Annotated in this window: 26 protein-coding genes; 15 read left to right on the top strand and 11 right to left on the bottom strand. The window is 43.7% G+C overall.

Annotated elements, in window-relative coordinates:
* Positions 1 to 70: 70 nt before the first annotated feature.
* Entirely contained in the window at positions 71 to 1,786 is a 1,716-nt protein-coding gene (locus tag B7992_RS01985; protein ID WP_088665483.1) for a GGDEF domain-containing protein, read from the top strand.
* 11 nt (positions 1,787 to 1,797) lie between these two features.
* Here B7992_RS01985 and B7992_RS01990 read toward each other — a convergent pair whose 3' ends face one another.
* Complete coding sequence (locus tag B7992_RS01990) at positions 1,798 to 2,253, bottom strand: hypothetical protein (protein ID WP_073157850.1); 456 nt, start codon at positions 2,251 to 2,253, stop codon at positions 1,798 to 1,800.
* The gene (locus B7992_RS01995; RefSeq protein WP_073157853.1) at positions 2,225 to 3,622 is read right to left on the bottom strand and encodes a DNA methylase; all 1,398 of its coding nucleotides are present in this window, start codon (positions 3,620 to 3,622) and stop codon (positions 2,225 to 2,227) included. The genes B7992_RS01990 and B7992_RS01995 overlap by 29 nt, the downstream gene beginning before the upstream one ends.
* A gap of 34 nt (positions 3,623 to 3,656) precedes the next feature.
* On the opposite strand from B7992_RS01995, the gene B7992_RS02000 reads away from it, so the two are divergent.
* From B7992_RS02000 to B7992_RS02015, 4 genes are all read left to right on the top strand, one after another.
* Positions 3,657 to 4,277 (top strand): xanthine phosphoribosyltransferase, encoded by a 621-nt coding sequence (locus tag B7992_RS02000; protein WP_088665484.1) that lies wholly within the window; start codon positions 3,657 to 3,659, stop codon positions 4,275 to 4,277.
* Between the two features lie 4 nt (positions 4,278 to 4,281).
* Positions 4,282 to 5,592: a nucleobase:cation symporter-2 family protein gene (locus tag B7992_RS02005; RefSeq protein WP_073157859.1), complete on the top strand. Its 1,311-nt coding sequence runs from the start codon at positions 4,282 to 4,284 to the stop codon at positions 5,590 to 5,592.
* Positions 5,593 to 5,711: 119 nt separating this feature from the next.
* Complete coding sequence (locus B7992_RS16260; protein ID WP_139258242.1) at positions 5,712 to 6,308, top strand: hypothetical protein; 597 nt, start codon at positions 5,712 to 5,714, stop codon at positions 6,306 to 6,308.
* Positions 6,308 to 7,126, top strand: a complete 819-nt coding sequence (locus B7992_RS02015; protein ID WP_088665485.1) for a hypothetical protein — start codon at positions 6,308 to 6,310, stop codon at positions 7,124 to 7,126. Before B7992_RS16260 ends, B7992_RS02015 begins: the two co-directional genes overlap by 1 nt.
* An 8-nt stretch (positions 7,127 to 7,134) precedes the next feature.
* On the opposite strand, the gene B7992_RS02020 is transcribed toward B7992_RS02015, so the two are convergent.
* Positions 7,135 to 8,703, bottom strand: coding sequence for a GGDEF domain-containing protein (locus tag B7992_RS02020; protein WP_088665486.1), 1,569 nt, complete (start codon positions 8,701 to 8,703; stop codon positions 7,135 to 7,137).
* A gap of 322 nt (positions 8,704 to 9,025) precedes the next feature.
* Between B7992_RS02020 and B7992_RS02025 the strand changes: the two genes are divergently transcribed.
* Positions 9,026 to 9,766 carry a YecA family protein gene (locus tag B7992_RS02025; protein WP_141100338.1) on the top strand — a complete coding sequence of 247 codons (741 nt, stop codon included), beginning with the start codon at positions 9,026 to 9,028 and terminating at the stop codon, positions 9,764 to 9,766.
* A gap of 5 nt (positions 9,767 to 9,771) precedes the next feature.
* On the opposite strand, the gene B7992_RS02030 is transcribed toward B7992_RS02025, so the two are convergent.
* Positions 9,772 to 10,803 carry an alcohol dehydrogenase gene (locus B7992_RS02030; protein ID WP_073283552.1) on the bottom strand — a complete coding sequence of 344 codons (1,032 nt, stop codon included), beginning with the start codon at positions 10,801 to 10,803 and terminating at the stop codon, positions 9,772 to 9,774.
* A gap of 27 nt (positions 10,804 to 10,830) precedes the next feature.
* Positions 10,831 to 11,808, bottom strand: coding sequence for a hypothetical protein (locus B7992_RS02035; protein WP_073283555.1), 978 nt, complete (start codon positions 11,806 to 11,808; stop codon positions 10,831 to 10,833).
* A gap of 53 nt (positions 11,809 to 11,861) precedes the next feature.
* On the opposite strand from B7992_RS02035, the gene B7992_RS02040 reads away from it, so the two are divergent.
* From B7992_RS02040 to B7992_RS02060, 5 genes are all read left to right on the top strand, one after another.
* On the top strand, positions 11,862 to 12,104 hold the full coding sequence (locus B7992_RS02040; protein WP_073157877.1) for an AbrB/MazE/SpoVT family DNA-binding domain-containing protein: 243 nt from the start codon (positions 11,862 to 11,864) through the stop codon (positions 12,102 to 12,104).
* 11 nt (positions 12,105 to 12,115) lie between these two features.
* Positions 12,116 to 12,520, top strand: a complete 405-nt coding sequence (locus tag B7992_RS02045; RefSeq protein WP_139259098.1) for a putative toxin-antitoxin system toxin component, PIN family — start codon at positions 12,116 to 12,118, stop codon at positions 12,518 to 12,520.
* A gap of 270 nt (positions 12,521 to 12,790) precedes the next feature.
* Complete coding sequence (locus tag B7992_RS02050; RefSeq protein WP_073157883.1) at positions 12,791 to 13,234, top strand: mobile mystery protein A; 444 nt, start codon at positions 12,791 to 12,793, stop codon at positions 13,232 to 13,234.
* Complete coding sequence (locus B7992_RS02055; RefSeq protein WP_073283559.1) at positions 13,234 to 13,839, top strand: mobile mystery protein B; 606 nt, start codon at positions 13,234 to 13,236, stop codon at positions 13,837 to 13,839. The genes B7992_RS02050 and B7992_RS02055 overlap by 1 nt, the downstream gene beginning before the upstream one ends.
* The gene (locus B7992_RS02060) at positions 13,823 to 14,290 is read left to right on the top strand and encodes a hypothetical protein (protein WP_139259099.1); all 468 of its coding nucleotides are present in this window, start codon (positions 13,823 to 13,825) and stop codon (positions 14,288 to 14,290) included. Before B7992_RS02055 ends, B7992_RS02060 begins: the two co-directional genes overlap by 17 nt.
* Here B7992_RS02060 and B7992_RS02065 read toward each other — a convergent pair whose 3' ends face one another.
* Positions 14,291 to 16,648, bottom strand: coding sequence for a DEAD/DEAH box helicase family protein (locus tag B7992_RS02065; protein WP_217897569.1), 2,358 nt, complete (start codon positions 16,646 to 16,648; stop codon positions 14,291 to 14,293).
* A 231-nt stretch (positions 16,649 to 16,879) separates the two neighbouring features.
* On the opposite strand from B7992_RS02065, the gene B7992_RS02070 reads away from it, so the two are divergent.
* The 4 genes from B7992_RS02070 to B7992_RS02085 all read left to right on the top strand — a co-directional run bounded on the left by B7992_RS02070 (position 16,880) and on the right by B7992_RS02085 (position 20,090).
* Positions 16,880 to 17,485 (top strand): type IV toxin-antitoxin system AbiEi family antitoxin domain-containing protein, encoded by a 606-nt coding sequence (locus tag B7992_RS02070; RefSeq protein WP_073283568.1) that lies wholly within the window; start codon positions 16,880 to 16,882, stop codon positions 17,483 to 17,485.
* Positions 17,478 to 18,374, top strand: a complete 897-nt coding sequence (locus tag B7992_RS02075) for a nucleotidyl transferase AbiEii/AbiGii toxin family protein (RefSeq protein WP_088665489.1) — start codon at positions 17,478 to 17,480, stop codon at positions 18,372 to 18,374. The genes B7992_RS02070 and B7992_RS02075 overlap by 8 nt, the downstream gene beginning before the upstream one ends.
* Before the next feature lie 142 nt (positions 18,375 to 18,516).
* Positions 18,517 to 18,819: a helix-turn-helix domain-containing protein gene (locus B7992_RS02080; RefSeq protein WP_073157900.1), complete on the top strand. Its 303-nt coding sequence runs from the start codon at positions 18,517 to 18,519 to the stop codon at positions 18,817 to 18,819.
* Positions 18,820 to 18,890: 71 nt separating this feature from the next.
* Positions 18,891 to 20,090: a type II toxin-antitoxin system HipA family toxin gene (locus B7992_RS02085; protein WP_217897570.1), complete on the top strand. Its 1,200-nt coding sequence runs from the start codon at positions 18,891 to 18,893 to the stop codon at positions 20,088 to 20,090.
* Between the two features lie 140 nt (positions 20,091 to 20,230).
* On the opposite strand, the gene B7992_RS02090 is transcribed toward B7992_RS02085, so the two are convergent.
* The 5 genes from B7992_RS02090 to B7992_RS02110 all read right to left on the bottom strand — a co-directional run bounded on the left by B7992_RS02090 (position 20,231) and on the right by B7992_RS02110 (position 25,777).
* Positions 20,231 to 21,031, bottom strand: a complete 801-nt coding sequence (locus tag B7992_RS02090) for a hypothetical protein (protein ID WP_073238612.1) — start codon at positions 21,029 to 21,031, stop codon at positions 20,231 to 20,233.
* A gap of 14 nt (positions 21,032 to 21,045) precedes the next feature.
* Positions 21,046 to 21,465, bottom strand: coding sequence for a hypothetical protein (locus B7992_RS02095; protein WP_073238609.1), 420 nt, complete (start codon positions 21,463 to 21,465; stop codon positions 21,046 to 21,048).
* A complete protein-coding gene (locus tag B7992_RS02100; protein ID WP_139259100.1) occupies positions 21,458 to 21,865 on the bottom strand; it encodes a hypothetical protein in 408 nt (135 codons plus the stop codon). Before B7992_RS02100 ends, B7992_RS02095 begins: the two co-directional genes overlap by 8 nt.
* Position 21,866: 1 nt before the next feature.
* Complete coding sequence (locus tag B7992_RS02105; RefSeq protein WP_073238603.1) at positions 21,867 to 24,662, bottom strand: AAA family ATPase; 2,796 nt, start codon at positions 24,660 to 24,662, stop codon at positions 21,867 to 21,869.
* Between the two features lie 245 nt (positions 24,663 to 24,907).
* Positions 24,908 to 25,777 (bottom strand): Abi family protein, encoded by an 870-nt coding sequence (locus B7992_RS02110; RefSeq protein WP_088665526.1) that lies wholly within the window; start codon positions 25,775 to 25,777, stop codon positions 24,908 to 24,910.
* Positions 25,778 to 25,808 lie beyond the last annotated feature (31 nt).

The following is a 25,808-nucleotide window of genomic DNA, read 5'->3' on the forward strand; positions in this document are numbered from 1 at the left end:
GCGAATGTCAACAAAAAAGGGTGGCGAAGCCACCCACACATGTTGATGAAGAGCCTATATTTTTTAATATATGTCCACTATCGATATCTCAAACGCTATCTCCGCATTGGCCAAGACCTACTACAAGGTCTTGAAAGTCAATTTGACGGACGATACCTATCAAGTGGTCAAAATTCTCCCTACAGAGACCCCCGACGAGCAGAAAAACGACATCAAGAGCATTTCTCTATGGTTCATGATGTTCGCCGACAGGGGAAATATCTACGAAGCAGACGAAAATATCTACCGAACAAGGCTGACCCTGGATTCCCTCCGCAGCTTCTTTAAGGAAAACGACCGTTTCCGCCTAAGATACCGTCGAAAGACCGACGGCGTGTTCCGCTGGGTGTTCATGGAAATCATCAAGGCCGATGACTACACCGACAAGAACCAGTCCACATGGCTGTTTGTCCAGGACATTCACGATTCCTACGTCCACGAGATGGAAGTGCAGCGTGAACTGGAGCATTTCTGCAAGTATGACACTCTAACCGGATTGAATAACTTTTACTCTTATCAGACCCAGTGCCGCAATTACGCAAGCCAGCAGGAGCCAGAAAGTATCGGCGTGATCTTTGCCGACCTAAACGGTCTCAAGCTGATTAATGACACTCGCGGTCATGCTGCCGGCAATGACTTCTTGCGTTCCTTCACCAGCAAGCTGGTCGAAAATTTCAAGCACGAACTCATCTACCGAATCAGCGGCGACGAATTTCTGATCGTGATCCACGGAAGCGACAAGGAAGACGTTCAATTCCTGGCCGACAACTTCCATGCCTACCTGAGCAAGGATCCCGTTCCCCAGGCCTCCATCGGCTGCAGCTGGAGCAAGAATCCCAAGCATATCGAAGACGTGGCCCGCGATGCCGAAACCAAGATGTATAAGGACAAGGAAGCCTTCTACGAGAAGCATCCCGAATACAAGCGCGGCATTGCAGAACTGAGCTACAAGCGCGAAATTGACGCCATCCTTCGCAGCCTTTCCAATTCTTACGCCCTGATGGCAACCATCGACCTAGAAAAGAACAGCTACTGGGTCTTAAAAACCTTGGCAAAATCCAACGCCCCCAAGTCCTTGACCTTTACCGGAATCATGAACGACACCATTCAGCTGGTGGATCCCGAATACAAGGAAATCGTAGCCCAGTTCTTTGACATCCAGTTCCTGAAAAGGGATCTGAAAAAGAACAAGAGTCTCGTTTACGAATACAAGACCATCGCCGGACAATGGCATCAGGCCACCTTCAGAACCATCGAAGAAATTGATGGGGAACCGTCCAAGGCACTATTCATCCTGGAACTGGTGGACCATGGCCGTGCCGCCCGACTGGAACAAGTTCGCGATTTGCAATTCGAACATCAGATTATCGAAGGTCTCAGCAAGAACTACACCATGATCTGCCGAATTGAACTGGCCTCCAAGAAAGTTCAGCTGTACAAGAATATTTCGCTCGTCGAAAATGTCACTACAGCCATGAAGGTTCTTGACTACGATGCCGTCGTCAAATGGTTCATCCAGAAATATGTTATTCCCGAAGACCAGGATCGTCTAACGGCATTCATGGACTTCAGCAATGTACGTTCTAAACTTGAAAAAATGGAACAGACTTCAATCCTGTTCCGCACCACGCCGGATTTCCACAACACAAAGGGCATTAGCTACAGCCAGTTCCTCTTCTACCGACTGAAAAGCGACCCCGACAAGATTGTCATGGCCACCAAGAACGTGACCAACTCCATGGGATAATTCAAAACCACTTAAGCAAACTTAATCCACTGGATATCATTCAGTGGAATTTTTGTATCTACAATTTGGAGCGTTGCCGTATTCAAGTCCAGTTTGGCGGCAAGACCTTCAATTTCTCTGTAGGTCCCTACGCCTGCAGCAAGGATTTTGTCTTGCACAAAATAACTGACACGAATTGTCGGATGTTCACCACGTTGCAGACGTTCCGACAAGGCGGCCAACGCCTCGTCCAGTTCAATGCGGGAATCCTCCATCAGTTCTTCCTGACGGATGGTCAGCTTCTTTTCGGCAGTTTCCGCAATGGCATCGCTATGGCCGCGGAGGGCGGCAAAGGGAGCAAAAATCTTCGCACGATTTTCAATAGACATGCGAGGATGCTTGATGAGAAAATTCCAGTCGTTCCGCGGGTAAGGCAAATTGATAATGTCTTCGTAGTTATCAGGCACGATGACCTCCGATTTGTCCATTGCGTTCCACCGTAGTGGCTCCTTCCTGCAAGTCCATGCCCTTGATAATGGCATTCTTGCCAAAGCGTTTCTTGATCAGCAGTTCCGCCTTCAAGCGTTTCTTTTCCTTCTCCTGCTTTTCAACATCGGTAAAAAGGTCCACTTCCTCGTAACTCACGTCCAGCACATCGTTAGCCACAAGATTCAGACGTTTCAAGGTCAGCTTCGGATTCACAATCCGGTCGAACAGTTTCATCACCGCCTCGGCAATAGCGGACTGGGAACAAGTATAGCGGCCCAGATTTGCAGATCCGTGAGCGGGCTTCGGTATTTCCCGTCCGTAGTTATCGATAACCGTAGGGCCTACATAAATTCCCTTGTCCACATTTTCGCGGTCATAGCCCATCATCAAGGTTAGACTGTTTGTCACCAGATTCTTGTCTATCAAATCCAATGTCAGGGAATCTACCATTTCGCGAACGACAATGCGGGCCTTTTCTGCCGTGTAGGGGCAGCTCAAAACCTGGCCGCCACCAATGCTGTTGGATTTTGGTTTGTACTTCTTGATTTCGGCAATGGTACAAGGTTCATAGCCCCAGGCATGGTCAATCAGGATTTCGGCATTAATGCCGAACATCTTATAAAGGGCATCGGCATTCTTGATACTTACACGGGCAAGGTCACCCATGGTATAAATTCCACGACCGCGATTCAGGTTACAATTTTCCAGACGTTCCGCAATCCCGCGGCCAATCTGCCAGAAACTGGTAAGAGGACGATGATTCCACAGGTTCCTGCGAAAACTCATTTCGTCCAGTTCCGCAATGCGGACTCCGTCTTCATCGGCATCTACATGCTTGGCCATAATATCCATGGCAATCTTGCACAAGTAAAGGTTGCTGCCGATTCCCGCCGTTGCGGTTATACCCGTAGTTTCAAGTACGTCCTGGACCATGGTCTTCGCCAATTCCCGGGCCGTTTTCTTATAAAGTTTGAGGTACTGGGTAACGTCCAAAAAACATTCATCGATGGAGTAATTGTGAATGTCTTCGGCACTCACATATTTTAGGTAGACGTTATAAACCTTGGTAGAAAATTCCACATATTTCGCCATGCGGGGCGGAGCCACAATGTAATCCACATCCACACCTGTACGACGCTTCACCTCTTTTAATTTCTGGATTACTTCGAATAAGCGGGCTCGGCCAGGAATTCCGTAAGCTTTCAGGCTCGGGCTCACCGCCAGGCAGATGGTCTTTTCAGTACGGCTGGCATCGGCCACCACCAGGTTCGCCTTCAACGGATCCAGCCCCTGCAGGACACATTCCACAGAGGCAAAAAAGGACTTCAAGTCGATCGCTATAAAGGTGCGCCTTTGAGAATTTGCCATAAGGTCAAATATAGATTTTCCTAGATTTTCCCGCATGAACTTTCTAGAAGAAAAAATTCTCCGTGACGGCAACATTAAGGAAGGCAACATCCTTAAGGTTGACAGTTTTTTAAATCATCAGATCGACGTTGACATTATGCGCCAGATGGCCTACGAATTCCAGCGTCGTTATCGCGATGTGGAAATCAACAAGATCCTGACTATTGAAGCCAGCGGTATTGCCATAGCCACTTTGCTGGGCCACCTTTACGACGTACCCGTGGTTTTCGCCAAGAAGAGTCAGACCGCTAACAGCACCGACGACAAGTACGTTGCCCAGGCCTACTCCTTCACCCACAAGAAGATGAACAACGTGTTCATTTCCAAGCCCTACATGAAGGCAACCGATAAAGTCCTCATCGTAGACGACTTCCTGGCAGATGGAGCCGCAGCCCACGCCCTCATCGACCTGGTCCATCAGGCCGGCGGCACTGTGGCAGGTCTCGGCATCGCCATTGAAAAGGGTCAGCAGAAGGGAGGCGCAACACTCCGCGCCGAAGGCTACCGCGTAGAATCCATCGCCATCGTCGAATCCATGGACTGGCAGACTCAGACCATCAAGTTCCGCGAACAGCCGGAACTGCCGTTGCAGAATACAAATTTGAAACTGGGGTAACAGTATGAACAATTCATCAGAAAACATCTATCAGCTGGACGGTCGCGTTCCAGTTCTCAAGGCGTTACCTTTCGGCCTGCAGCATGTGCTAGCCATGTTTGTCGCCAACATCACCCCCATCATGATCCTTGCCGGGGTTGTAAACCTGGATAAGGGGCTGACTGCGGCCCTCGTTCAGAACTGCATGATCATCGCCGGTATCGGCACCCTGGTGCAGCTTTTCCCCATCTGGAAAATCGGTTCCAGATTGCCCATCGTCATGGGCATCAGCTTCACCTTCCTTTCCGTTTCCATCGGCATTGCCACCACCCAAGGCATGGGCACCCTCATGGGCGCCGTGATTGTAGGCGGTATCGTCGAAGGCTTGCTTGGTCTTTGTGCAAAATACTGGCTGAAACTTATCCCCCACATCGTCGCTGCAACCGTGGTGACGGCCATCGGATTTTCTCTCTTGCCTATCGGTGCAAATTCCTTCGCCGGCGGCCAGGGTTCTGCTGACTTCGGTGCCACCCACAACTGGATTGTAGGAAGCGTCACCTTGCTCACTTGCTTGCTCACTCAAGTGTTCGCCAAGGGTTTTCTCAGGTCCCTTTCTGTACTGGTAGGCCTTATTGTTGGCTACATTCTCGCCCTTTGCATGGGCATGGTGGACTTCTCCGGGCTTTCTAACTGCAGCATCATCGCCCTTCCCAAGATACTCCCCTTCACTCCGGAATTCCACTTGGGCCCCATCCTTTCTGTGGTGGCCATCTTCCTGGTTTCTGCTACAGAAACTGTGGGCGATTCTAGCGCCCTGGTGAACGGCGCACTCAAGCGTCAAATCCACAAAGTCGAAATGGGAGGCGCCATCTCCTGCGATGGTTTTGTCAGCACAATTTCCGGTATCTTCGGTTGTACCCCCATCACCTCCTTCAGTCAGAACGTGGGCCTGGCTTCCCTCTCCGGCGTCGTGAACCGATTCACCATCGCTACAGGAGCAGTCATCATGTTGCTGGGCGGTATCTTCCCGCCGGTGGGAACGTTGCTTACAACTATCCCCCAGGCTGTGCTTGGCGGCTGCACCATCATGATGTTCGGATCCATTCTTTTTGCAGGATTCGGCATGATGTCCAAGAGCGGTTTTAGCCAGCGTAACATGATCATTACCAGCCTCTCCCTTAGCGTAGGCCTAGGCTTCACCCAGGCAACTGGCATGTTCAAGGAATTCCCCCAAATTATCCAGACCATCTTTGCAGAGAATTGTGTGGCTGTGGTTTTTGTGTTAGCGGTAATTCTAAATCTTGTTCTGCCCAAGGACAAAACAAAAACAGCATAAGGCTCCAATTCTAAACTATTGTTTACGATCAGGCACAATAGTTCGTGACCTAAATCATCTTTTGCAAAAAAAAGAGAACGACTTTCAGAAAGCCGTTCTTTTTGTCTATATTTATTTTCATGAAAAATACAAGGTTAGGAACACATCTCGCTATTATAGCCCTTTCTTCGGCATGTTTCATCGCATGTGCCGACGACACCAGCACAACCACAGGCTCATACAGATCCTGCAGTCGCGTTTCTTCACTGAATGACTATCAGAAAAATTTCGGTAAGTACAAACTGAACGAAAAAATTCCATTCAAGCATTCCGACGGACAAGACATCTTTCTCACCGTCACAAAGGCGCTTAACGACGCAGACAGCATGTCTTGCCAGGTCTTTCGAGATGTTTGGCTGGAATCCGACTACCCCATCTTATCAATCAAGCTGAATGCCAGTTCCGTCGATTCCTCAAGCACTTCTATCAGAACGATCAAGGCTACCATAGGCAAGCACGAATTCTATCTAGACGATCCGTCTACATCTAACAATCTAGACACTTTGATTGAATCGCTGAAAGTCAACAAGAATACCTATCACGACGTAGCCGTGGTCAAGGACCTTAGTTCCCTCAATAGTGGAGCCATGGTTTACTACAATCAGAAATCGGGAATCATAAGAATCGACCTAGAAGACGAAAGTTCCATCACCTTGAACGAAAGGGAGGGATACTAATGAAAAGATTTCTCATCCTTGCCATGAGTGCACTGTATTTTACCGGCTGCTCGGATTCTTCGTCTTCAGCCAACGACCATCTATATTTCTCCGACACATTAATCCCATACGTCGATGGTCATAAACATTTTACCAAGGATAGTTCCATTTACTTCAAGGACTCCCGTGGTTTTACAGATGAAATAAGGCACTCTATTTCTTTTACCGAAGACGACATTCCTTCATTGAAATACGAGGGAGTCGCAAGCACCATGCCGATTGAACTCGGACTAAGAATAGACGCAACAACTTACGGAGGATCCATTTTTGTCACTTGCGGAGAAGTCAACGCTTTTGTCAGCTCTCGCCCGATAGACGAAAACGACCAGGACAATCCGTTTTTCAAAGGTGAATACAAGGATTCTGTCTCGATTAACGACACGTACTACAAAAATGTCCTTGTCCTTGAAACGCCCCAAAAAAAGGGTGATTCCTGTAACGTAGGCAAATTCTACTACGCCGCCAGAGAAGGCATAATCAGAATAGTTGCCAAGAACGGGACCAATATCGACCGCATCAGCAAGAAGATGTATCAGGAAATCAAGGACAAACGTATCGAAGATGCTGCAAGGGCTGACTCCATTCAAGCCGCCATCGCAGACTCCGTTGCAAAAGCCGTTGCAGATTCAATCATCAAGGCAAATTCCCAGCCTTCCGATACATCAGACGGCACTATCATTTCCCAGGAAGTAATTGATGCAGCCGAATCCATCGCCGACTGCATCAAAAAGGCATACGCCGCAGGCTCCCTTACTGCAATCAAGGATTGCAAGATTTAAGCAAGTTCCTAGTCCGATTTCTTCACCGATGTGTTCATGCTCTTAACATACAGAAAAACGTTAGGGGATTCATCGGTGTAATCGGACGCTCTCAAGAGTTCCATCAAGGCTGTTTCTACACCTAGCTTGGTATTCTTTCGATAGACAAACGAGAAGGATTTCCGCCCATTCACAAAATGCTTGCGCAGATTTTCAAGATCGGTCTGTTGCAAAAAGTTTTTCACATCATCTATATACACCCGACCCTGTCGGGCGTAATTTTCAAGCCACTTGGAATGTTCCGTAGAAAAGCCTCGACGCGGGTCTCTTTCGCTGGGATCCATCTGGACAATGTCAAAAGTATCCGTAGCCAAATTCAACTTCAGGATCTTCGTATAGGAATTACAGACCGCCCCGAAGGCTTCACGCAATTTTCGACGGTCGACACCCTTATTCCTATAATAGTTACTCTTGTCCAATCGCATCATATTGTCAGCGATAGCCTTTAACTCAACCACATCTGACATGGGGAAATTCCGCTTTTCGGCAAAGCCAATGGACAGCGCAAGTTCCTTCACCTTTTGACCTTGCCAGCGAGAGACTTCATTTAAAAGTCTCGTTTTAAAGAAGGTTCCATCGCCATCAAAACGAGCCAAGACCATGAACTCTTCACCACCATATCGGTAAACCTTTCCTTTGGAACCGAATGCCCTGGAAATACAGGCCGCAGCAGCCAACACCAATTCATTACCGGCTTCCTGGCCCAGGCTATCATTTACCTGTTTGAGCCCGTTAATGTCTATGGAATATACAATAGCAGAATCTTCCAACGGCTCATTCCTATAACGTTTAGCGTCTTCTTCCATGGCGTGGCGGTTAAACACCTTGGTAAGGCCATCGGTATTCGCCTCCACCGTCATACGTTCGTTGTGTTCACGGGCAGCAATAAAAATATGGACGATGCAACAACCAATGAAATAGCTCATCGAGTTGAACGGACAGCCCGAGAATTGCAACTGGAGAATTCCAAAAATAAACGGCATGATGACGAACATCAGAACAGGGAATTGTCGGCCATCATCCTTGCGACTATTCTTGATACAGAAGCAGGCCATCACAAGACCGGCCACCACAATAATCAAGTGCGGGGCCAGCATGGCCACCCAGCGCAGGCTTTCGGCGACATAGGCGTTATCTTCTGATATAGAGAATATGGTCGGGTAAAAGAAATTGCGAACAACAAGGACCAATTGCAAAGAAACGATCACAACGCCAAAAACACGAAAAGCCTTCTGATGTTGAATCCCTTTTCGCAGGAAGGTCAGCAAGAAGTCTAACCAGAAATAAGCCGATACGATTGTGCATACATGAAACACCGTCGATGTCACAAAGAACAACGAGGGGATACCTACCGCCTCAAAACTAGACAGTTCCCAGACCGCATCCTGGAAACAGAAAAAAACACTCCAGGCAAGCAATTTTCTAAAGGCTCGATCCAGGGGAGAAATTTCGTCGCGATAGATATACGAATGCCTTAAAATAATGGCAAGCACAACAACATAAACTAAATCAGTAATCCAATAAAGATGATTTTCCATACAGGGTTAATCTAACAAAAAAACAACTCAAAAAAAGACTTTACATCATACCTCTCGGATATTTTTTCAAAATTCATCCAAGATGTATACACTTTCTTATGACATCCTCTTTCAAAAGCGATGTCAAACTAATTCAGAAACAGCACCACTTGTACTGACGCTTACCCGTACAGGCAGCCACTCCAATCTGCTGAAGAAACAACTCTACACAATCGTACTTTGATCACAACAGCATAATATTTACCAAATCTTGCCAAAAACAATACATTTGGTAAAGATATATAATCATAATCTTACCAAATCTCATAAATATCTGGCAGAAATGGGGCTACTCTACCTTTACGGCAAGGACGCGGATAATCTTAAGGCTTACTTGCCAGACGAACTTTATGGGGTGGCTACGGCATCCGATATTGCGGATTTATGGAACCGGGATCATGGCACAAATTTTTCCGGCAAAGACATGTGTAAGCACATCAAAAAATGCGCCCAGGTATCAAAGTACTTCCATTACTTCAACGGTGGTCTTACCGACTACCGAATTGAGTTCGGCGATGAAATCACGGAGATTATGGAAGGGCAAAAGGGAAAGCAGATATATCAACCAACCCGCGAAGAAATCGAACATTGGGGTTTTGCTGAAACGGACCTCAACACATATATTCCTGAATACGAAAAGTTATTCAACGCCGTCAAGCAATTCAAGGACCCAGAAACAGCATTAGACATCGCTTCTTATCTATTGGAGTTCTGCATGCGAGGAAAAAATCCATTTAGGGAAATTGAATTCCTGCGGACGGAATTCGGCCTTGAATTAAAGGACATCAACGAAGTTGAAAGAGTGCTTAGGCCGTTGCAGGAATTCAACAACAATTGCAGAATGTGGACAAACCTAGGGCACACTCCGCTTAGCTTGCCTAGACCAGGTAGCAATGCGAATCCATTCGGATTAGCAAATGGGATTCCTTTCCAAAATAGCGGTCCTAAGGTCGGACGCAATGATCCCTGTCCTTGCGGCAGCGGGCTGAAATTCAAGAAGTGCTGCGGCAAAAACATGAACTAAAGCATCTACACAATAGCCACCTTAATCACGCCGTCCAGCTTATTTTCAAAAATGCGGTAAGCTTCTTCAATGTCCTGCAGGGGGAACTTGTGGGTGATTAGCGGGGTGGTGTCGATTTTCCCCTGCTCAATGAGGGCGAGAATTTCGGCGCAGTCGCAGCCGTCTACACCGCCGGTTTTGAAGATGAGATTCTTGCCGTACATTTCAGGCAGCGGAAGCGTCATAGGTTTGTCGTAGAGGGCCACCACTGTCACGATGGCGTTGGGTCTTGCGCATTCCCAGGCCATGCGGAAAGTGTCTTCGGTTCCGGCCACTTCAATGACAACGTCGGCACCGCCGTGGGCACTTTCCCTTTGCACCACCGCACCACATTCCTCCGGCGTAGTCACAATCACCTGGGGATAATGCTTACGCACAAATTCGCGACGCATTTCATCCTTTTCGCAAACGATAATCTTCGCCGGATTCTTTAGCATCACACAAAGCAGCGTGCAAATGCCTGTAGGGCCAGCGCCAATAATCAGCACCGTGTCCTCAGTCTTGATTTCAGAAATGCGGGCCGCCCAGAAACCTGTAGCCAAAACATCGCCTACAAAAAGAGCCTGCTCGTCGCTGACAGAATCAGGAATCTTGTTCAGGCCCTGATCTGCAAAAGGCACCCGCACAAATTCCGTCTGGCCGCCATCAATGCGGCATCCCAGAGCCCAGCCGCCGTTCTTGTCGGTACAATTGTTCACGAAACTATTCTTGCAAAAGAAGCATTCACCGCAGAAAGTTTCCACATTCACCGTCACGCGGTCGCCCACCTTCACGTTTTTCACATCATCACCGACGGATTCCACAACGCCCACCATCTCGTGGCCCACGGTAATTCCCGGCACCGCCCGCGGCACAGAACCATGCTTAATGTGAAGATCGCTAGTGCAGATGCTCCCCATGGTCACACGGACAATGGCATCCTTCGAATCCTGAAGTACAGGCTTCGGCTTTTCCATCAATTCAAACTTCTTGTGTTCTTTATAGACGTAGGCTTTCATAGTGGTAGGGTTATTTTTGGCTCTACTTTAATAAAAAATCTCAGGCGTGATACGATTTCTTCTTTTTGCAGAAGGGCGTCCAAGCAAATCAAAATATTGGAATTTCCTGATATTTGATGGACGTTTGTTACGCGCAATAGATGTCGTATTTTCTGAATCAATCTTCACGAAATAAACGATTGTATAGTCGTTGTCACTTGCAGCCTCTTTGACAACAAACCCATTTTCGGTTTCTTCCAAGGTATAGGTTTTGCTGACATTGTTTTTTATTTTCCAATCGCCACCATTATAGTAGTATTCGTATTCCAGGCAATGCTTGTTATTTGCAGGATCTCTTACAACAACGAATTTTTCATCTTCTCTACTTTCCCCATCATCATCGGGGCCCCTGTTTGCGTATATAAATATCGAATCATTCTTTATGACTTTGTAAATGGAATCAACAGTATACTCGTAGTTGAGAATAAAGATGGAATCCTTGAATATTCTTTGGTCTAGCCATGGTCTATCTGGGAAATCCCCAACAACAGAAAAGTATTCGTCTTTTTGCTGGTATGAAATTGTAGCCGGCGATGGTGCACACGTGTAGTTCGATTCTTCAACCTTATCGTCCATGGCAACTCTTTTTGATTTGCATAATTCAGAAAGCGTATTGCCATCCCATTTTAATTTTGAGGTCTCATAATAATAGTCCGTAAAAAAAGATTCGCCATCCCAACCATCCATTGGATAGGCTCGATATGTACTGTCTAAAACATAACCTGGAAAGGCATACATTCCTCCAAAGTCATTATGATCGAATATGTTTAGGCAATCTAAGGCAAAAACATTCCATGCGAAGGACATTAGAATAAGGAGGATTTTCTTCATTATTTTCTTTTCTGCTATTTTCCAGATTTCGATTGCGAGATTAAGGACAAATACCCTAAAATCAAACGCCCGGCATTTCTGCCAAGCTATGTCAAGGAGAATATAGTTAAACGTTTTTCTTTCCTTTGTTGCCATTGTCGAATAATGTTATTATATTTAGGTAAAGAAAGTAAGGAAAGTAAAGAATTATGGAGACAGCAAAAGTATCTTCAAAAGGACAAGTAACCATTCCCATCGAAATCCGCAAAAAACTGGGCCTTCAAGAAGGCTCCCATGTGGCTTTTGTTGAGCAAGGCAACCTGATTGTTCTTGTGAATTCATCAATGCTGGCTCTGCGTCAAGCCCAGTCTGAATTTTCCGGCATGGCAATGGCCGCCGACATAAAGTGCGAATACGATGTCACAAAGATGATCAAGGATGAACGGGATTAGCATTGCGAGTAATGCTCGATACCAACGTCTTGCTTTCCGCGCTTTTATTCCCCGGGCAGAAATTTGACTCGCTTCTTGAAAATGTTTTCTCTTTTCATGAACTTGTGATTTCAAATTTTCTGCTTGATGAATTGCGTAAAGTCGTCAAGAAAAAGTTTTCGACAAAGACGGAAGCTTTAGAAAGATTCATCTCGGCTATATCTTTCGAATTTGTAATCATCCCGGAAAAATTCAAACAAGTGGTACCAATCCGAGATCCAAATGACTATCCGGTGCTTCTGAGCGCGTTTACTGGGAATATTGATGTCCTTGTCACAGGCGACAAGGATTTTATGGACCTGAATCTTGCTAGACCAGAAATCCTGACGCCAGCGGCGTACATAGAAAAGTACGTTGCGAAGCAAAGTGAGGACTGAGCCGGAATCTTTTCGTTTATTGCCCCTTGACATCCAAAATTTTCTAAACTATATTTTTATAGTGCACAAAAGTGCATTTGGCAAACTTTGGTTTATGCCCTGCCGTTTTCGCATGTCCGCAGGGAAGGAGATGGATTCTTGAACTTTATCAGCATTCCTTACAATATCAATAGATTTCATGAACATATAACACTAGTGTTATGTTCTTATTGCGTTTGTATAATCTTTTTGTTATTTTTATACAGAAAAATAAAACTTAAAAGTTATATAATGAATCAAAGAATATTGCTCCTTCGCTCGCTCACAACCAAAATAGAGGGCTTTGCTAATGTCGTGGATCATGTTCCGCCAAAGCAGGGCTGGATTTCGTCCATCCGCCAGGCTCTTGGGATGACTGCGTTGCAGCTCGCAAATAGGCTTGGTGTTAGTCAACCTCGTATTGCAAAAATGGAGCAGAACGAGGACAATCTCAAAATTTCCACAATGAAAAAAATCGCAAGTGGATTGGGCTGCGATTTCGTTTATGGTTTTGTTCCAAAAGAACCCTTAGATAAAATGATTCAAAACCAGGCCCAACAGAAAGCTGCCAAAACGTTATCAATTGTCAACTCGAACATGGCTCTCGAAGATCAGCTTGCTAAAGACCCGCACATTCTAGAAGATTTGACAAATGACATGATCAATAAAAATATCAAGCAAATTTGGGACGATTGATGGCAGATATTTTTTCGACTGATGACAACTCCACACCTCTGTCGCCAGAAGAACGCGAAGGTCTCAAACCCAGGTGGATTACTACTCGTAAAGAACTGAACGAGCTAGAAACAAGAAATATTCTGGAAGCAGAAACTTGGTTGACCAATCAAAAAAGGATTGATGTTTTAAATGATTCGTTTTTGCGAAAGTTGCATAAGAAAATGTTCGGTCAAGTTTGGAAATGGGCTGGAGAATACCGTTCTACAGAAAGAAATATTGGTGTGGCTCCATATCATATCCCAACAAAATTAAAGGCTCTGTTCGACGACGTTTCTTTCTGGGTAGAAAATCAAACTTTCTCGAATTTGGAAATCGCGGTTCGATTACACCACAGACTTGTTTTAATACATCCGTTTCCCAATGGCAATGGACGAGTCTCCCGACTGATGGCAGACATGTTTATGCAACAGCATGGAGAAAACAGGTTGCATTGGGGAAACGGCAATTTAACTGATATAACCGATTTGCGTAACAAGTACATAGAATCGCTTCATGATGCAGACCGTGGCGATTTCAAAGCCCTGATAGAATTTGTCAAAGGAAACTATGAAAAATCCAATTGATCAACTTATGGACTGGCGAGAATTCGTTCCCGAAGGAGACGTTCTTGCCGGACTGAATACACTAGCCTTATTTTTCCAAAATGGAGACGTCACAAGCGTTAAGGAAAATCAAAAAAATGTGGCACAACTTTTTGCTTTCCTAAAGGCATGCAAGGGCTTTGTCGAAGATATTGAGCCCCTGCTCTATTCTGCACTGAAAGATTGTTCCGACGATGTAGCCGACACATTTCAGTTTGCTCCCGGCGCAAGGAACATCAAGTGCAACAATGCCGACGAATTTTTCAAAATGTGCGAGCAGAACAACATATCCATCAAGGATGCATGCAGGTTCATCTTTTCTGGCATTACGTTGAAAAAGGCTACGGAACTTTTCAACCAGCCTAGGGAATTTCTCGAAAAGAACTACAACTTCGAAACAAGGCAGAACCGCGACAGGATTTCGCTGAAGTAATCACGACAGGTGATATCCAAGAGCCTCGTATCCCTTAACACGCTTTTGATGCATTCTTGCCAAAACAGGAACATTCCCGTCAACATAGTCATATACGCGAACTTCTGTTTTTCCAACAGATTCGCGATGCAATCTTCCCACATACTGCGCCAGCGTTCCCTTCCACGAAATAGGAAAAGGCAAGAATAAAGTATCCAGTTCCTTGAGGTCAAAGCCCTCGCCAATGTAACGGCCGGTTGCAAGAATTACGATATTCGAATCAATCTTCGCATCATTGATTTCTTCCATAATGCGTTTTAGCTGTTTCTTTCCCATACCACCTTTCAAAAGAAAAAGGTGTTCAACATCTGCATGCAAACGTTCGTAAAACCAGTCCAGGTGCTCTGTCCTTTCAGACAGCACAAGAATTTGACGACGCTCCTTATAAGCCTGTAAAATTTCACCAGCAACCAGCTCATTTCGTTTTTCGTCTTGCCAAAGTTCGTTAAAGACTTCCTGTATTTGCAATTTAGCGGCATCATTCTGGAGACGAAAATCTGTATTTCGCACAATTACAGAATGAGAAAAATCTCGTTCCGTAGCCTGTTTCTTCGCACTAACAGAATAACGCACTGGTCCCAAATTCATTAAAACAATCGGGTGTTGCCCATCCTTACGAGACAAGGTCGCCGACAGCCCCACCTTATAAAGAGCATCGCTTTGGCGAACCGCCTGCTCAAAAGAAAACGCCGAAATATGATGGCACTCATCTACAATAACTTGCCCATATTCATTAAGCCATTCTACAGTTTTTCCATCACGATAAACGCTAGAAATCAGAGCCACATCAATTTTACCGAAATGCTTCTTCTTAGTTCCGCTAAATTGTCCAACTTCTTTTTTGGGAACATTTAGAAATGCGCAAATTCGCTCCACCCATTGATCCATAAGTTGTGTACGATGCACAAGAATCAATGTATTGACTTTTCGTTTCGCAATAAGCCACAGGGCAACAACTGTCTTACCAAAGGCTGTTGTCGCGGACAAAATTCCATTTTCATGTTTCAACAAAGCTTCTGCAGCAAGCAACTGTTCAGGATAAAGATTTCCCTCAAAAGAAACATCCATCGGCAGCCCGCAATTTCGTTCATCATTAACAACAGGTTCGATATTATAATGCTGCAGCAAATTAATCAACTTGTCAAAGCAACCAACAGGAATCGCGATATGCTTCGGGTAAAAATCATAACAATAAAGAATCCTTGGTTTTCCCCACACCGGCAATCTCAAGGCCTGCGCCTGATAAAATTCCGGGTTCTGAAATGATGCCAACCTCAAAATTCTATTTCGGAATAAGGCAGGCAACCCCGCAGATTCAATAAAAATTTGATTGCTGATAGTGATGTTTATTTTTTGCGGTAATACAGCCTTTATTTCAGGATAACTCGGACTACTTTTCCATGGTTCATCGTCAACAGAAGCATCTGAAACAGGCAAAATTTCACGATGGGACTTGGCCTTAAAAACATAATCTTCAGCAAAACTCTTGCCTATTTTCTGTATTGAAGAAAGGTACGCCCATTGGTCCTCATAAACATCACCGGTATCAGGATTTATAAACGACGAATGATTTTTCTCACGAGCCTTTTTTTGTAACGGCAAAGCAATCAGATTTCCTAAGCCACCCTTTGGCATAAAATCCTGATTCGGGAAAAATCTATCAAAAGAATTCATTCCAATTTGCGGACGCAAATCAAGGGCCTTCGTCATCAGAGCAGAACCTAGCTCTCGAGCAAGTTTCGCAGGAATGCATTCGTCAAAGAAAATCCATACATGCCCACCGCAACCAGAGCGGGAACGTTCTAACGAAGCAAAAATATTTTCAGCCTTACAGGCCGACATAAACGCAGATGCGTCATCCAGCCAATCGCCATCATCAAAATCCACTGCAAGGAATTTACAGGTGTCATCTTCTAAAAGAGGATATATTCCAACAACAAAAGGGCGCGAACCATTCCAGCAAGGTTCCTCACCTCTCAAGTGATTTTCGATTACCGATGCCGTCATCGGCAAAAAACATCGACTTGAACAATCTCCGCATTTTACCTTTGGCTTGTTGCAAACTCCCGGCACCCACTCATTCTTACAGACCGGCTGATAGCCCGACTTTCCCGTTTTGGCACTTTCAAAACGCCTTGCATAGACATCTGGACGCCCCTGAAAAAGCGACTGATACAACTTCACCTTTTCCGAGGCAGGAGAAAATTTATCAATAACAGCAGCGGAGCGTTTTAGCAAGGCTATCCGCTCATCAATCTCCTGCAAGCGTTTTAGCAGAGCTGATTTTTCAGCTTCAAGATCGGAAAGAGTTTCGGTCAACACATGCATCGGTAAAATTTAAATTTTTACCGATGGTTTAAAATTTCGGGTTATTGCCAAGCAAGGTCTTTTTCTCATAAAAAAAGCAAGAAAAAGACCCACAATTCTTCAATTTAAACAAAAAACATACAAATTTCTACGGCACATTTATAAATATGCCGTAGATTTTTACACACAATAAACAATACACAAACATTTGCATTTGTGTATTAAATATTGTATATTTAGACCATGTCCAAAATCATGGTAGCACACGATATTGTAGCCTCATACGACGGCATTGTCAGAACATCCGACTTCAACGAAAACGGAATCCACAATGACGAGCTGTCTAGATTCTGCACTAGCGGAAAACTTTACAGAGTTCGCAAAGGCGTGTACAGTGCCGTTCCGACGAACGAAATAGCAGAAGAACGACTGCTTGCAGAACTCTTGCCCGATGTAGTCATCTGCATGGAATCGGCACTCTACTATTACGGCTATAGCGATCACGCCCCCACGGATTGGACAATTTCCGTGCCTAGGTCATTTTCACGTTCCAGACTTAAAATTGACGGCCTTTTTCTAAAAACGCGTTATGTGCAAGAAGAACTTTTCGACCTTGGGCTAAGCACGGAAAACTTCAACGGGTTCGAACTAAAAATTTACGACCGAGAACGATGCGTCTGCGACTGCTTCAAGTACCGCAACAAAATAGACAGCGAGCTATTCAACAAAGCCTTGAACGCTTACGCAAGCGACCCTCAGAAGAATCTAATGAAACTTCTGGATTACGCCCGGAAAATGCGAGTACAAAAGAAAGTTAGAGAAATTATGGAGGTTCTGTTCAATGGCTGATCGCGCAGCATCGGTACTTGCCAAAATACGAAATAAATCCAAGGAAATGGGCTGGAACAGCATGCAAAGCCTTCAGCTATTTTGCCAGGAAGAATTCATCCGCAGAATCAACCTTTCAAAATACAAAGATACATTTATTTTGAAAGGCGGCCTGCTCATTTACGCGCTTTCAAATTTTGGAAGCAGAACAACCCGAGACGCAGATTTTCTCGTTGAGAACCTCTCAAATTCTCCAGAAAGAATGCGCGAAATCATTCACGAGATAATAAATACGGAATCAGAAAATGACTTTGTAACTTTCGAATTGGCAAATCTAAAAGAGATTGCCAAAGAAAAGAAATACACTGGGGTTTCTGCATTTCTCATCGTGAAAATCAAAAACACCCGTACAGGGATAAACATTGATTTTGGATTTGGAGACACAATCATTCCAAAGCCGAAAACAGCAAACTTCCCTGTTCAAGTCGAAGGGTTTTCAAGCCCTCAAGTAAGAGTTTACCCCGTGGAAACAATCATCGCAGAAAAAATTGATGCTATCCTTGATCGAATGGAACTTTCCAGTCGAATGAAGGACTATTTTGACATTCACTTCATTCTTCAAAATTTTGATTTTGACGGTGTAACATTGAAAACCGCCATTGCAAGGACATTCGAAAATCGACAACGTAATTACGATATGAATCGTTTTCAGAAAGTCCTTCAATTTCACAACGATCAATCTATGGGAACCAAGTGGAAAGCTTTTCTGAAAAAAGCAAAATTGTCCGAGATTCCATTTCAAAATGTCATTGAATCCTTGCAGAAATTTCTTGAATCGCCAATGCAAGCCTACTTCGACAATAGAGACTTTTTACTAGAATGGAAAAGTGACGAACAAAAATGGGTATAAAAGGACGCTTTTGACGCATTCTTACCAGTACAGGAACATTTTCATCTAAATGGTCAAGTTCATAGACAAGTCCATAAAGTTCATTCATAATGTTCAATATATTGAACATTTCAAACAATTTTTGTACATTATATAAAACATTATGAAAAGAGCATTATTACCATCGCAGAAAAGAATTTTAAATAACCTTGGCAAGCAGATAAAACTAGCCAGACTTCGCCGCGACCTCTCGGCAGAACAAATCGCCGAACGGGCAGACATTTCTCGTGGCACCTTGATAAAAATCGAAAGCGGTGATGAAGGCGTCTCCATGGGCCATTATTTTAGGGTACTGATTGCGTTGGGACTTGCAAGTGATATACTCCTTGTAGCAAAAGATGACGAACTCGGCAGAAAACTCCAAGACGCAAAACTAAACGTAAGAGAACGCGCCAGCAAGAAATAAGGTCTCGCAAAATGAATAATCGGTCCGTATACGTATTCTTCCATAACGAGCAGGTCCTCGAGCCTGTTCTCATGGGCATTCTGCAAGAAACCTTGCAACGAGACAAAAGCATTTTCTCCTTTGAATTTGACAAGTTCTGGCTAAACAATCCCATTTTTCAAATTTTTGATCCTAACCTAAGCCTATTTCGGGGAAAACAATACGCACCTACTGACAAAGATAACTTTGGCGTTTTCTTAGATTCCACTCCCGACCGTTGGGGGCGACAACTCATTGACCGCAGGGAAACTATTTTGGCTAGAAAGGAAGGACGCCCCGTAATTCCCAGGACTGAATTAGATTATCTACTGGGAGTTTTTGATGAGAGCCGCATGGGAGCCCTGCGATTCAAACAGAGTCTTGACGGTGATTTCATCGACAACGACAAAGAACTAGCGACACCACCTTGGGAATCCCTTCGAAAATTAGAGGCCGCCAGCCTAAAATTGGAACAGGATGAAAATTCCATTGATGACCGTTGGTTAAAAATGCTATTACGTCCAGGAAGTTCTCTCGGAGGAGCGCGACCAAAAGCAAATGTTGTCGATGAACATGGTCATCTATGGATAGCCAAGTTCCCAAGTAAAAAAGATCGAAAAGATGTCGGAGCTTGGGAAACTGTCTGCATGACTCTTGCAAAAAAATGCGGTGTAGAAATCAGCGACTTTAAATGCATTAAACTCGGTTCCAAATATCACACTTTTTTAACAAAAAGATTTGACCGAACAGAAAATAACGTCCGCAAGCATTTTACATCGGCAATGACGCATTTGGATTATAACGATGGAGCTAATGGAGGAACCGGAGCCAGCTACCTTGAATTGGTAGAGTGGATTTCTGAACATTGCGTAAATGTGCAAGGCAACTTAGAGCAGCTTTTCAAACGAATTATTTTCAACATTGCCATTTCCAATTGTGACGACCACCTGAGAAACCACGGTTTCCTCTTAACGCCCAAAGGCTGGACACTGTCACCAGCTTATGACTTGACACCCGACGAATATGGAACAGAACTTTCGTTGAACATTAACGAAAGCGAAGCAAATCTAGATTACAATTTGGCAAGAGAAGTTGCGCCCTATTTCGGCATCGCGCCAAGCGATGCAAACAGGATTATCAAAAAAACAAACGACGTTGTTTCAAAGTGGCAAAAGGTCGCAACAGACATAGGCATTTCGCGAAGCGAGCAAGAATTTATCGCAACGGCCTTTAGAACAAAAGATGGTGTTTGAATAAAACAGAACTCGTAATAAAGAAAAGGAAGAAAGTAAATAAACCGCTAGTGGATTTGAATACACACGGTCCCGGATATAGCGTTTAATACAAAAAAACAGCCCATAACGAATCCGTTATGGGTTGTTTCCTTCAAAAACTATTCCGTCACTTGGCTTCGAGTCAATGTATATGTATTAGAGCCACCGATACCCATGCCATTGAGATAAACAGTACCATTAACATCATAACGAATTGCATATGTAATTCCACCACCGCCATCACGAATTCCAACGACTTCCACTTTGGATTCTGCGGGAACATCAAAAGAAACTTGTTTGTGATGTATCATAAACGGTTCTGTAATAGCAACTCCATCTACTTTAAGTTGAACATAATCTCCATCCTCAGCGGCATAGTCCCAAATATGAACCTTAGTCGACTTTTCAGTCTTGTCATGCGTTATTACCATATCCGCTTGCCGAACGGTTATTTGATCATCGTTCTTTACTAACCTAGCCCCAAGTTCCAATTTGTCCGACCACTGCTGTTTCAAGATTTCCTGAGCACCAACACTCGTGCTAATAGGGGTGTCCATGGGACTAACACCTCGCACTGCAAAAGAAATTGCCAAAAGTCCTGCCAAAACTGCTGACCAAAGTACCAATCTCTTTTTACGACGAACGACCGTTTCAGGCGAAGAATTTTCATGAAGACAATCCTTGTTTCCATCCACAGCATCGGAAAACTTATCAATTTTTTCCTTCTGTTTGACATCGACATCATCCTTCGATGTTTCCGTTTTCATATCCTTTCGTAAAGATTCATTTTGTGCCGGAGAAAAGGATTGAATGTCAGGAGTATCTTTTTCAATCCCCAATCTAGAGGAAGAAGTTTCTCCACCATTCAGCTCAGCGTGAGCAACCCCTTCAATTTTCATTTTACGTTTTTTCTGTTCCATAAAAATTCTATATCCTAATTAAACGGATGTTTTCTAAAATAAAATCCCATAATAATTCTACACACCAATACTTGAACTATTACAGCAATAATTGTCAACAGATGCCTTGTTGGTTCAATGACATCAAATCCATAAGCAAGAATTTTTTCAGCCAACGCAACAATAAAAAAATTACACAGAGCAAAAATACTGAACGGATAAAGTTTGTCAATCATGGTATAGCAACGTCTAAAAAATATATTTGTCAGCAAAAAAGGAATAGACACTATTTTAAAATATGTCAGTCCAAAACTAGGCAAACTATAGCCCGTAGTAAGCATAGATAGAATAAACATTAAGATTCCTAAATAAAAAAGTGCTCCCAATACCATAGTGGGAATCAGCACTAAGCAAAACCACATTCCTGCAAAAAATGTTCTTACCGAATCAAACATTCAAAGAATCCATCGGATATTTTTGAAAGAAAAGGCACATTACAAAACGTCCAAGAAGCAAAAATCCCAAAGCAATCAAATTTGAATTAAAAATCGCATACGATATCTGAATCAACGCAACGATTGTTAAATAAGCTAAAGTAGTCGCATACAGGGGGCGAATTAGAGGATTCCTTATATAAATTTCTTGAAAGATTTCCTCTGTAATTACAAAAGGAGGAATGAAGAAAAATAAAGTGACAAGTGTAATCGCCAAATTCCCCGATACAACAGTCAAGGTTCCATCCAAAATGGATACACATATTATAGCTTCAACAATCGTTACAAAAAGTAATATGATCCACGCAGCAAGTACATTCATGGACCAAGCGTAAGCACCGAACCTGTTTCCTTGATTCACACTACACCCCCTCCAAATCACAGGCCGTAATGGTTGTAAGCGCAGTCTTGGAAAAATCATTGGAATCACTCAGTCGAAGAGCTTGATTATTCAGGGATTTTTCAAAGATGTTTCTTACATATCGACCATTGCCAAATTGAGGGTTCATCTTTGCTGATTCAAAATTTTTCCGCAAGCATTCGCTAGCACCGTCATCCAAAATATATCCCTGGTCACCGTAGAACTTGCCCGCAATTTGCATAAGTTCATCCGTAGAATAATCTGGGAATTCAATGATGTTTGCAAATCGAGAATGCAAGCCAGCATTTTGATTCAGGAAATTTTCCATATCCCTACTGTAACCTGCAAGAATCACCACCAATCTATCGCGATTATCATCCATCATCTTAACAAGGGTATCTATCGCCTCGCGGCCAAAGTCATTAGGGCCACCTTGGGCAAGTGCATATGCCTCGTCAATAAATAGGACTCCGTTGAGTGCAGACTCAATGACCTCTCTTGTCTTTATGGCTGTCTGCCCAACATAGCCGGCCACTAGTCCCGAGCGATCCGTTTCCACCAACTTATTCGTGGTGATTACATTCATATTGTAAAGGACATTCGCAACGGTCCTGGCCATCATCGTTTTACCGGTGCCTGGATTGCCTGCAAAAATCATGTGCATCGTTTGCGTGTCAGAGGTTTTCAATCCAGCTTGTTTGCGAGCCTCCTTAAGCTTTAAGCGAGCTTGTAAGCTCCGGATGTACTGTTTGACGGAATCAAGTCCAATAACTTTTGACAATTCGCTTTCAAGATCAAAATCCTTAGGTCCAAAGCATCCAAAATCTTCAGGAATTAAAAGATCCAAATTCACAGGATTTTTCACGACACGCTTCGACTGTTGTAAAATCGCGGCCTCCACAACATTACGGACAAGTCTTCCGTTTCCGCCATCATTTTTGCCCTTGACCTGCGAAGCCTCAAATATCCTAAGAAGCGGTTTTTCGCAATCCGCATCCATTTTGTACCCCTTGGACTTAACAGTAACTTTTGCAATGTCAAGCATTTCTTTGGAGCTGTAATCTTCAAAATGAACAATATTAGGGAACCTGGATTTCAATCCGGAATTTGTCTTAAGAAAATCCTTCATTTCCAATTCATAGCCAGCCAAAATGACGACAAGATTCTCCCTATTATCTTCCATCCCCTTTACAATAGCGTCTATGGCTTCAAGCCCAAACGGATCTCCGGCATCTCGACAAAGCGAATAGGCTTCGTCAATAAACAGGACTCCACCGAGAGCACTATTGATGACTTCATTTGTTTTCTGTGCGGTTTGCCCAAGATATTGTCCAACAAGATCAGCTCTTGTCACTTCGCGTAAATGCCCCGAGGAAAGCACTCCTATAGCCTTCAGGTATTTCGCGACAATCCTCGCAACAGTAGTCTTTCCCGTTCCCGGATTTCCAGCAAAAATCATGTGCATGGAGATATCCGCTTTCGGAAGACCATTGGCCGTTCTGATTTGCTGAATTTTGACATTCGTCTCCAAATCACGAATGTAATCCTTCACCTTTTTCAGACCAATAATGTTGTCAAGTTCCTTCTTGACATCAGCCAATTCCGAAGCATTTATATCTTTGGAATAATCAGCAAAATTCAATTTTTTGCCAGAGGCTAGAGATACAAAGAATTCATTTTCTACACTGGTAAGATGAATCTTCGTATTCGTCGCAATTGCATTTTGCAAAAGCATTTCAGTGAGGCCCTTGTAAAGGAACTCTTCTACGAACTTCTTTAAGCCCTTGATACCTGCATCTTTTGAAAATATCTTCACAAGTGCATTGACAACATCATCATCAAAAGACGCTTCAATATGAAGCATCCGAGAACATTTGTCAATCAAAGCCCTGCATTCCGTAAATGCAATATCCTGAAGTTGCTTTTGCGAGATCGGTTCCAGTTCAATAACATCACCGAACAATTTCGTAATCTTATTCCCAAGAACAGAAAGTATTTTCGCCTTGGGAAGTGTACTAATAAAAACAAAAAATTTGCCATTGGCAGAAATTTCAGAAATCGGATTGGAGTGAAGAACTCCCGTCGCATCCATCAGCATTCCGTTATTAGACACATAACGCTTATTCAGTTTACAAACGCCATTTTCCAACAACTGCTGAAGAATATCCAATTCACCAGCCCCTGCTTTTTCCGGTTGCTCAAATATAATGACATCAGCCTTAGACTTCAGGCAAGCATATATATCGCTCAAGAACAAAGTTCCAGAAGAATCGCTCGCATAACGGCCAAGATCAATAATCTCCGCAGACGATGATGTCAAAATTTTTTGTTGGCAGAGAATTTTACTGATGCACTGGATTGCATAAGCCTTTCCCCTACTAAGGTGTCCCAAAAGAAGAATGGAGTTTTTCGGCTTTTCTTCTTCGTACCCACTTACAAAAGGACGCTTAAATGCAGTAACCAAGGATTGAATATCCTTTTCAGACCCAATCCAAATTTTTGCAAGTTCCTTGGGAACAGGATTAAAATTAAAAGATTTTGCATTGTCCTTTACAGCATGTGCTGAAGCCTTGGAATCCTGTCTTGTAAAAATCGTAGCGAACCCTTTTTCCGGTTCATGCCCTTTCGGTTCTGATTTCACAGATTCCGATTTCGATTCGCTTTTCAATACCGTTTTTTCTACAGACGATGTAGATTGTACTTTTTGGGTTGCCCTCAAACCCTGAGGCAAGTTCTTTGCCGCAGTAAAAATCTGGTATTCAGGAAAAAGAAATTTCAGCAACTCTTTAAGATTCATCTCAGCACCTTCAATCTAAATCTATTAAAAACTGGTGACTTTTTATGTCAAAAACAAAAAATGTCCCCTATATTCGCAAAATATCGAACATACGTCTTGATAGGGACATGCTCTACACAGTTTGAATCGCTGAAAAATCGCAAGACCCAGGTCCATCTTTGGCGAAGACGTTCCTCGCCCTTTTTTGTGGGAAAAAGTTTCGTAAATCATCAGACGATATGCCGAGCTGATGATTTCGTCAAGGATTACACTTCCTTGGCAATCGCCTTCACCGCCCAATCTTTTGGGAAAGAGATGTGCTCCAATTGAATAGCTGACGAATACTTTTCAAACAACGCCTTAATTGACGGGAGAAATTCTTCATTCCACTTTTGAGGATTCGGATACAAGTTCCGCACAGCAAGGAACGCCGCCCAAAGAGAGCGTTCATCCTTTTCTTCAACTTCCTCAATGTTTGCAGGAATTGCGGAGAAAATCCTATAGTAAAGCCTTCCATAATGGGCACAGATATTTCGCAAGTCTGTTGCGCACCTCAGCCAACTTTTTAGATTTTTCGGGACGGTCTTATAACATTCACTCGCAAAGTGTTTTTGATCCGCAAGAACAAGGTCCGCATAAAAATAGGACAGCATGCCAAACGAAAATAATTCCACGGCCACCCAAATAGGGAACACGCCATCATAGCAATCCTGGTGATGCTTCACAAAAGGAACATTAGAGCTATGTTCAACTTCTCTATTGAAAGTTTCTAGGAATTTTTGGTGTTTGTGCGAGCGAGAATAAATCGACGCATCCAAATAGCCAACAGGGCTATATTTATGCGCATGAAAATAAGCAAGTCTCGCCCTCATAGAAATTTCTATTTCTTCAAGAGCCGAAAAAAGCGATCTTCTCAACAGTCGATCAAATTCATATATCTGCACAATTCTTGAGAAACTTGTTCCGGCATTATAGGTACCATCGGCTTTTCTAAATGGCAGGAAATATGCAGACAATCTGTAATAATTTATGGACTCAAGGCAGCGAACAGCATCATCAACATTCTCAATACAACAGCCACGTTGTTTGATTTTTTCTACTTGTTCCCTATAAGTTGTTGCCCTTTTTGTTTCCATAAAAAAATGTCCCCCCTGGGACACATCAATG

Origin of the sequence: Fibrobacter sp. UWH1, from assembly GCF_002210365.1 — a bacterium.
GTDB lineage: Bacteria > Fibrobacterota > Fibrobacteria > Fibrobacterales > Fibrobacteraceae > Fibrobacter.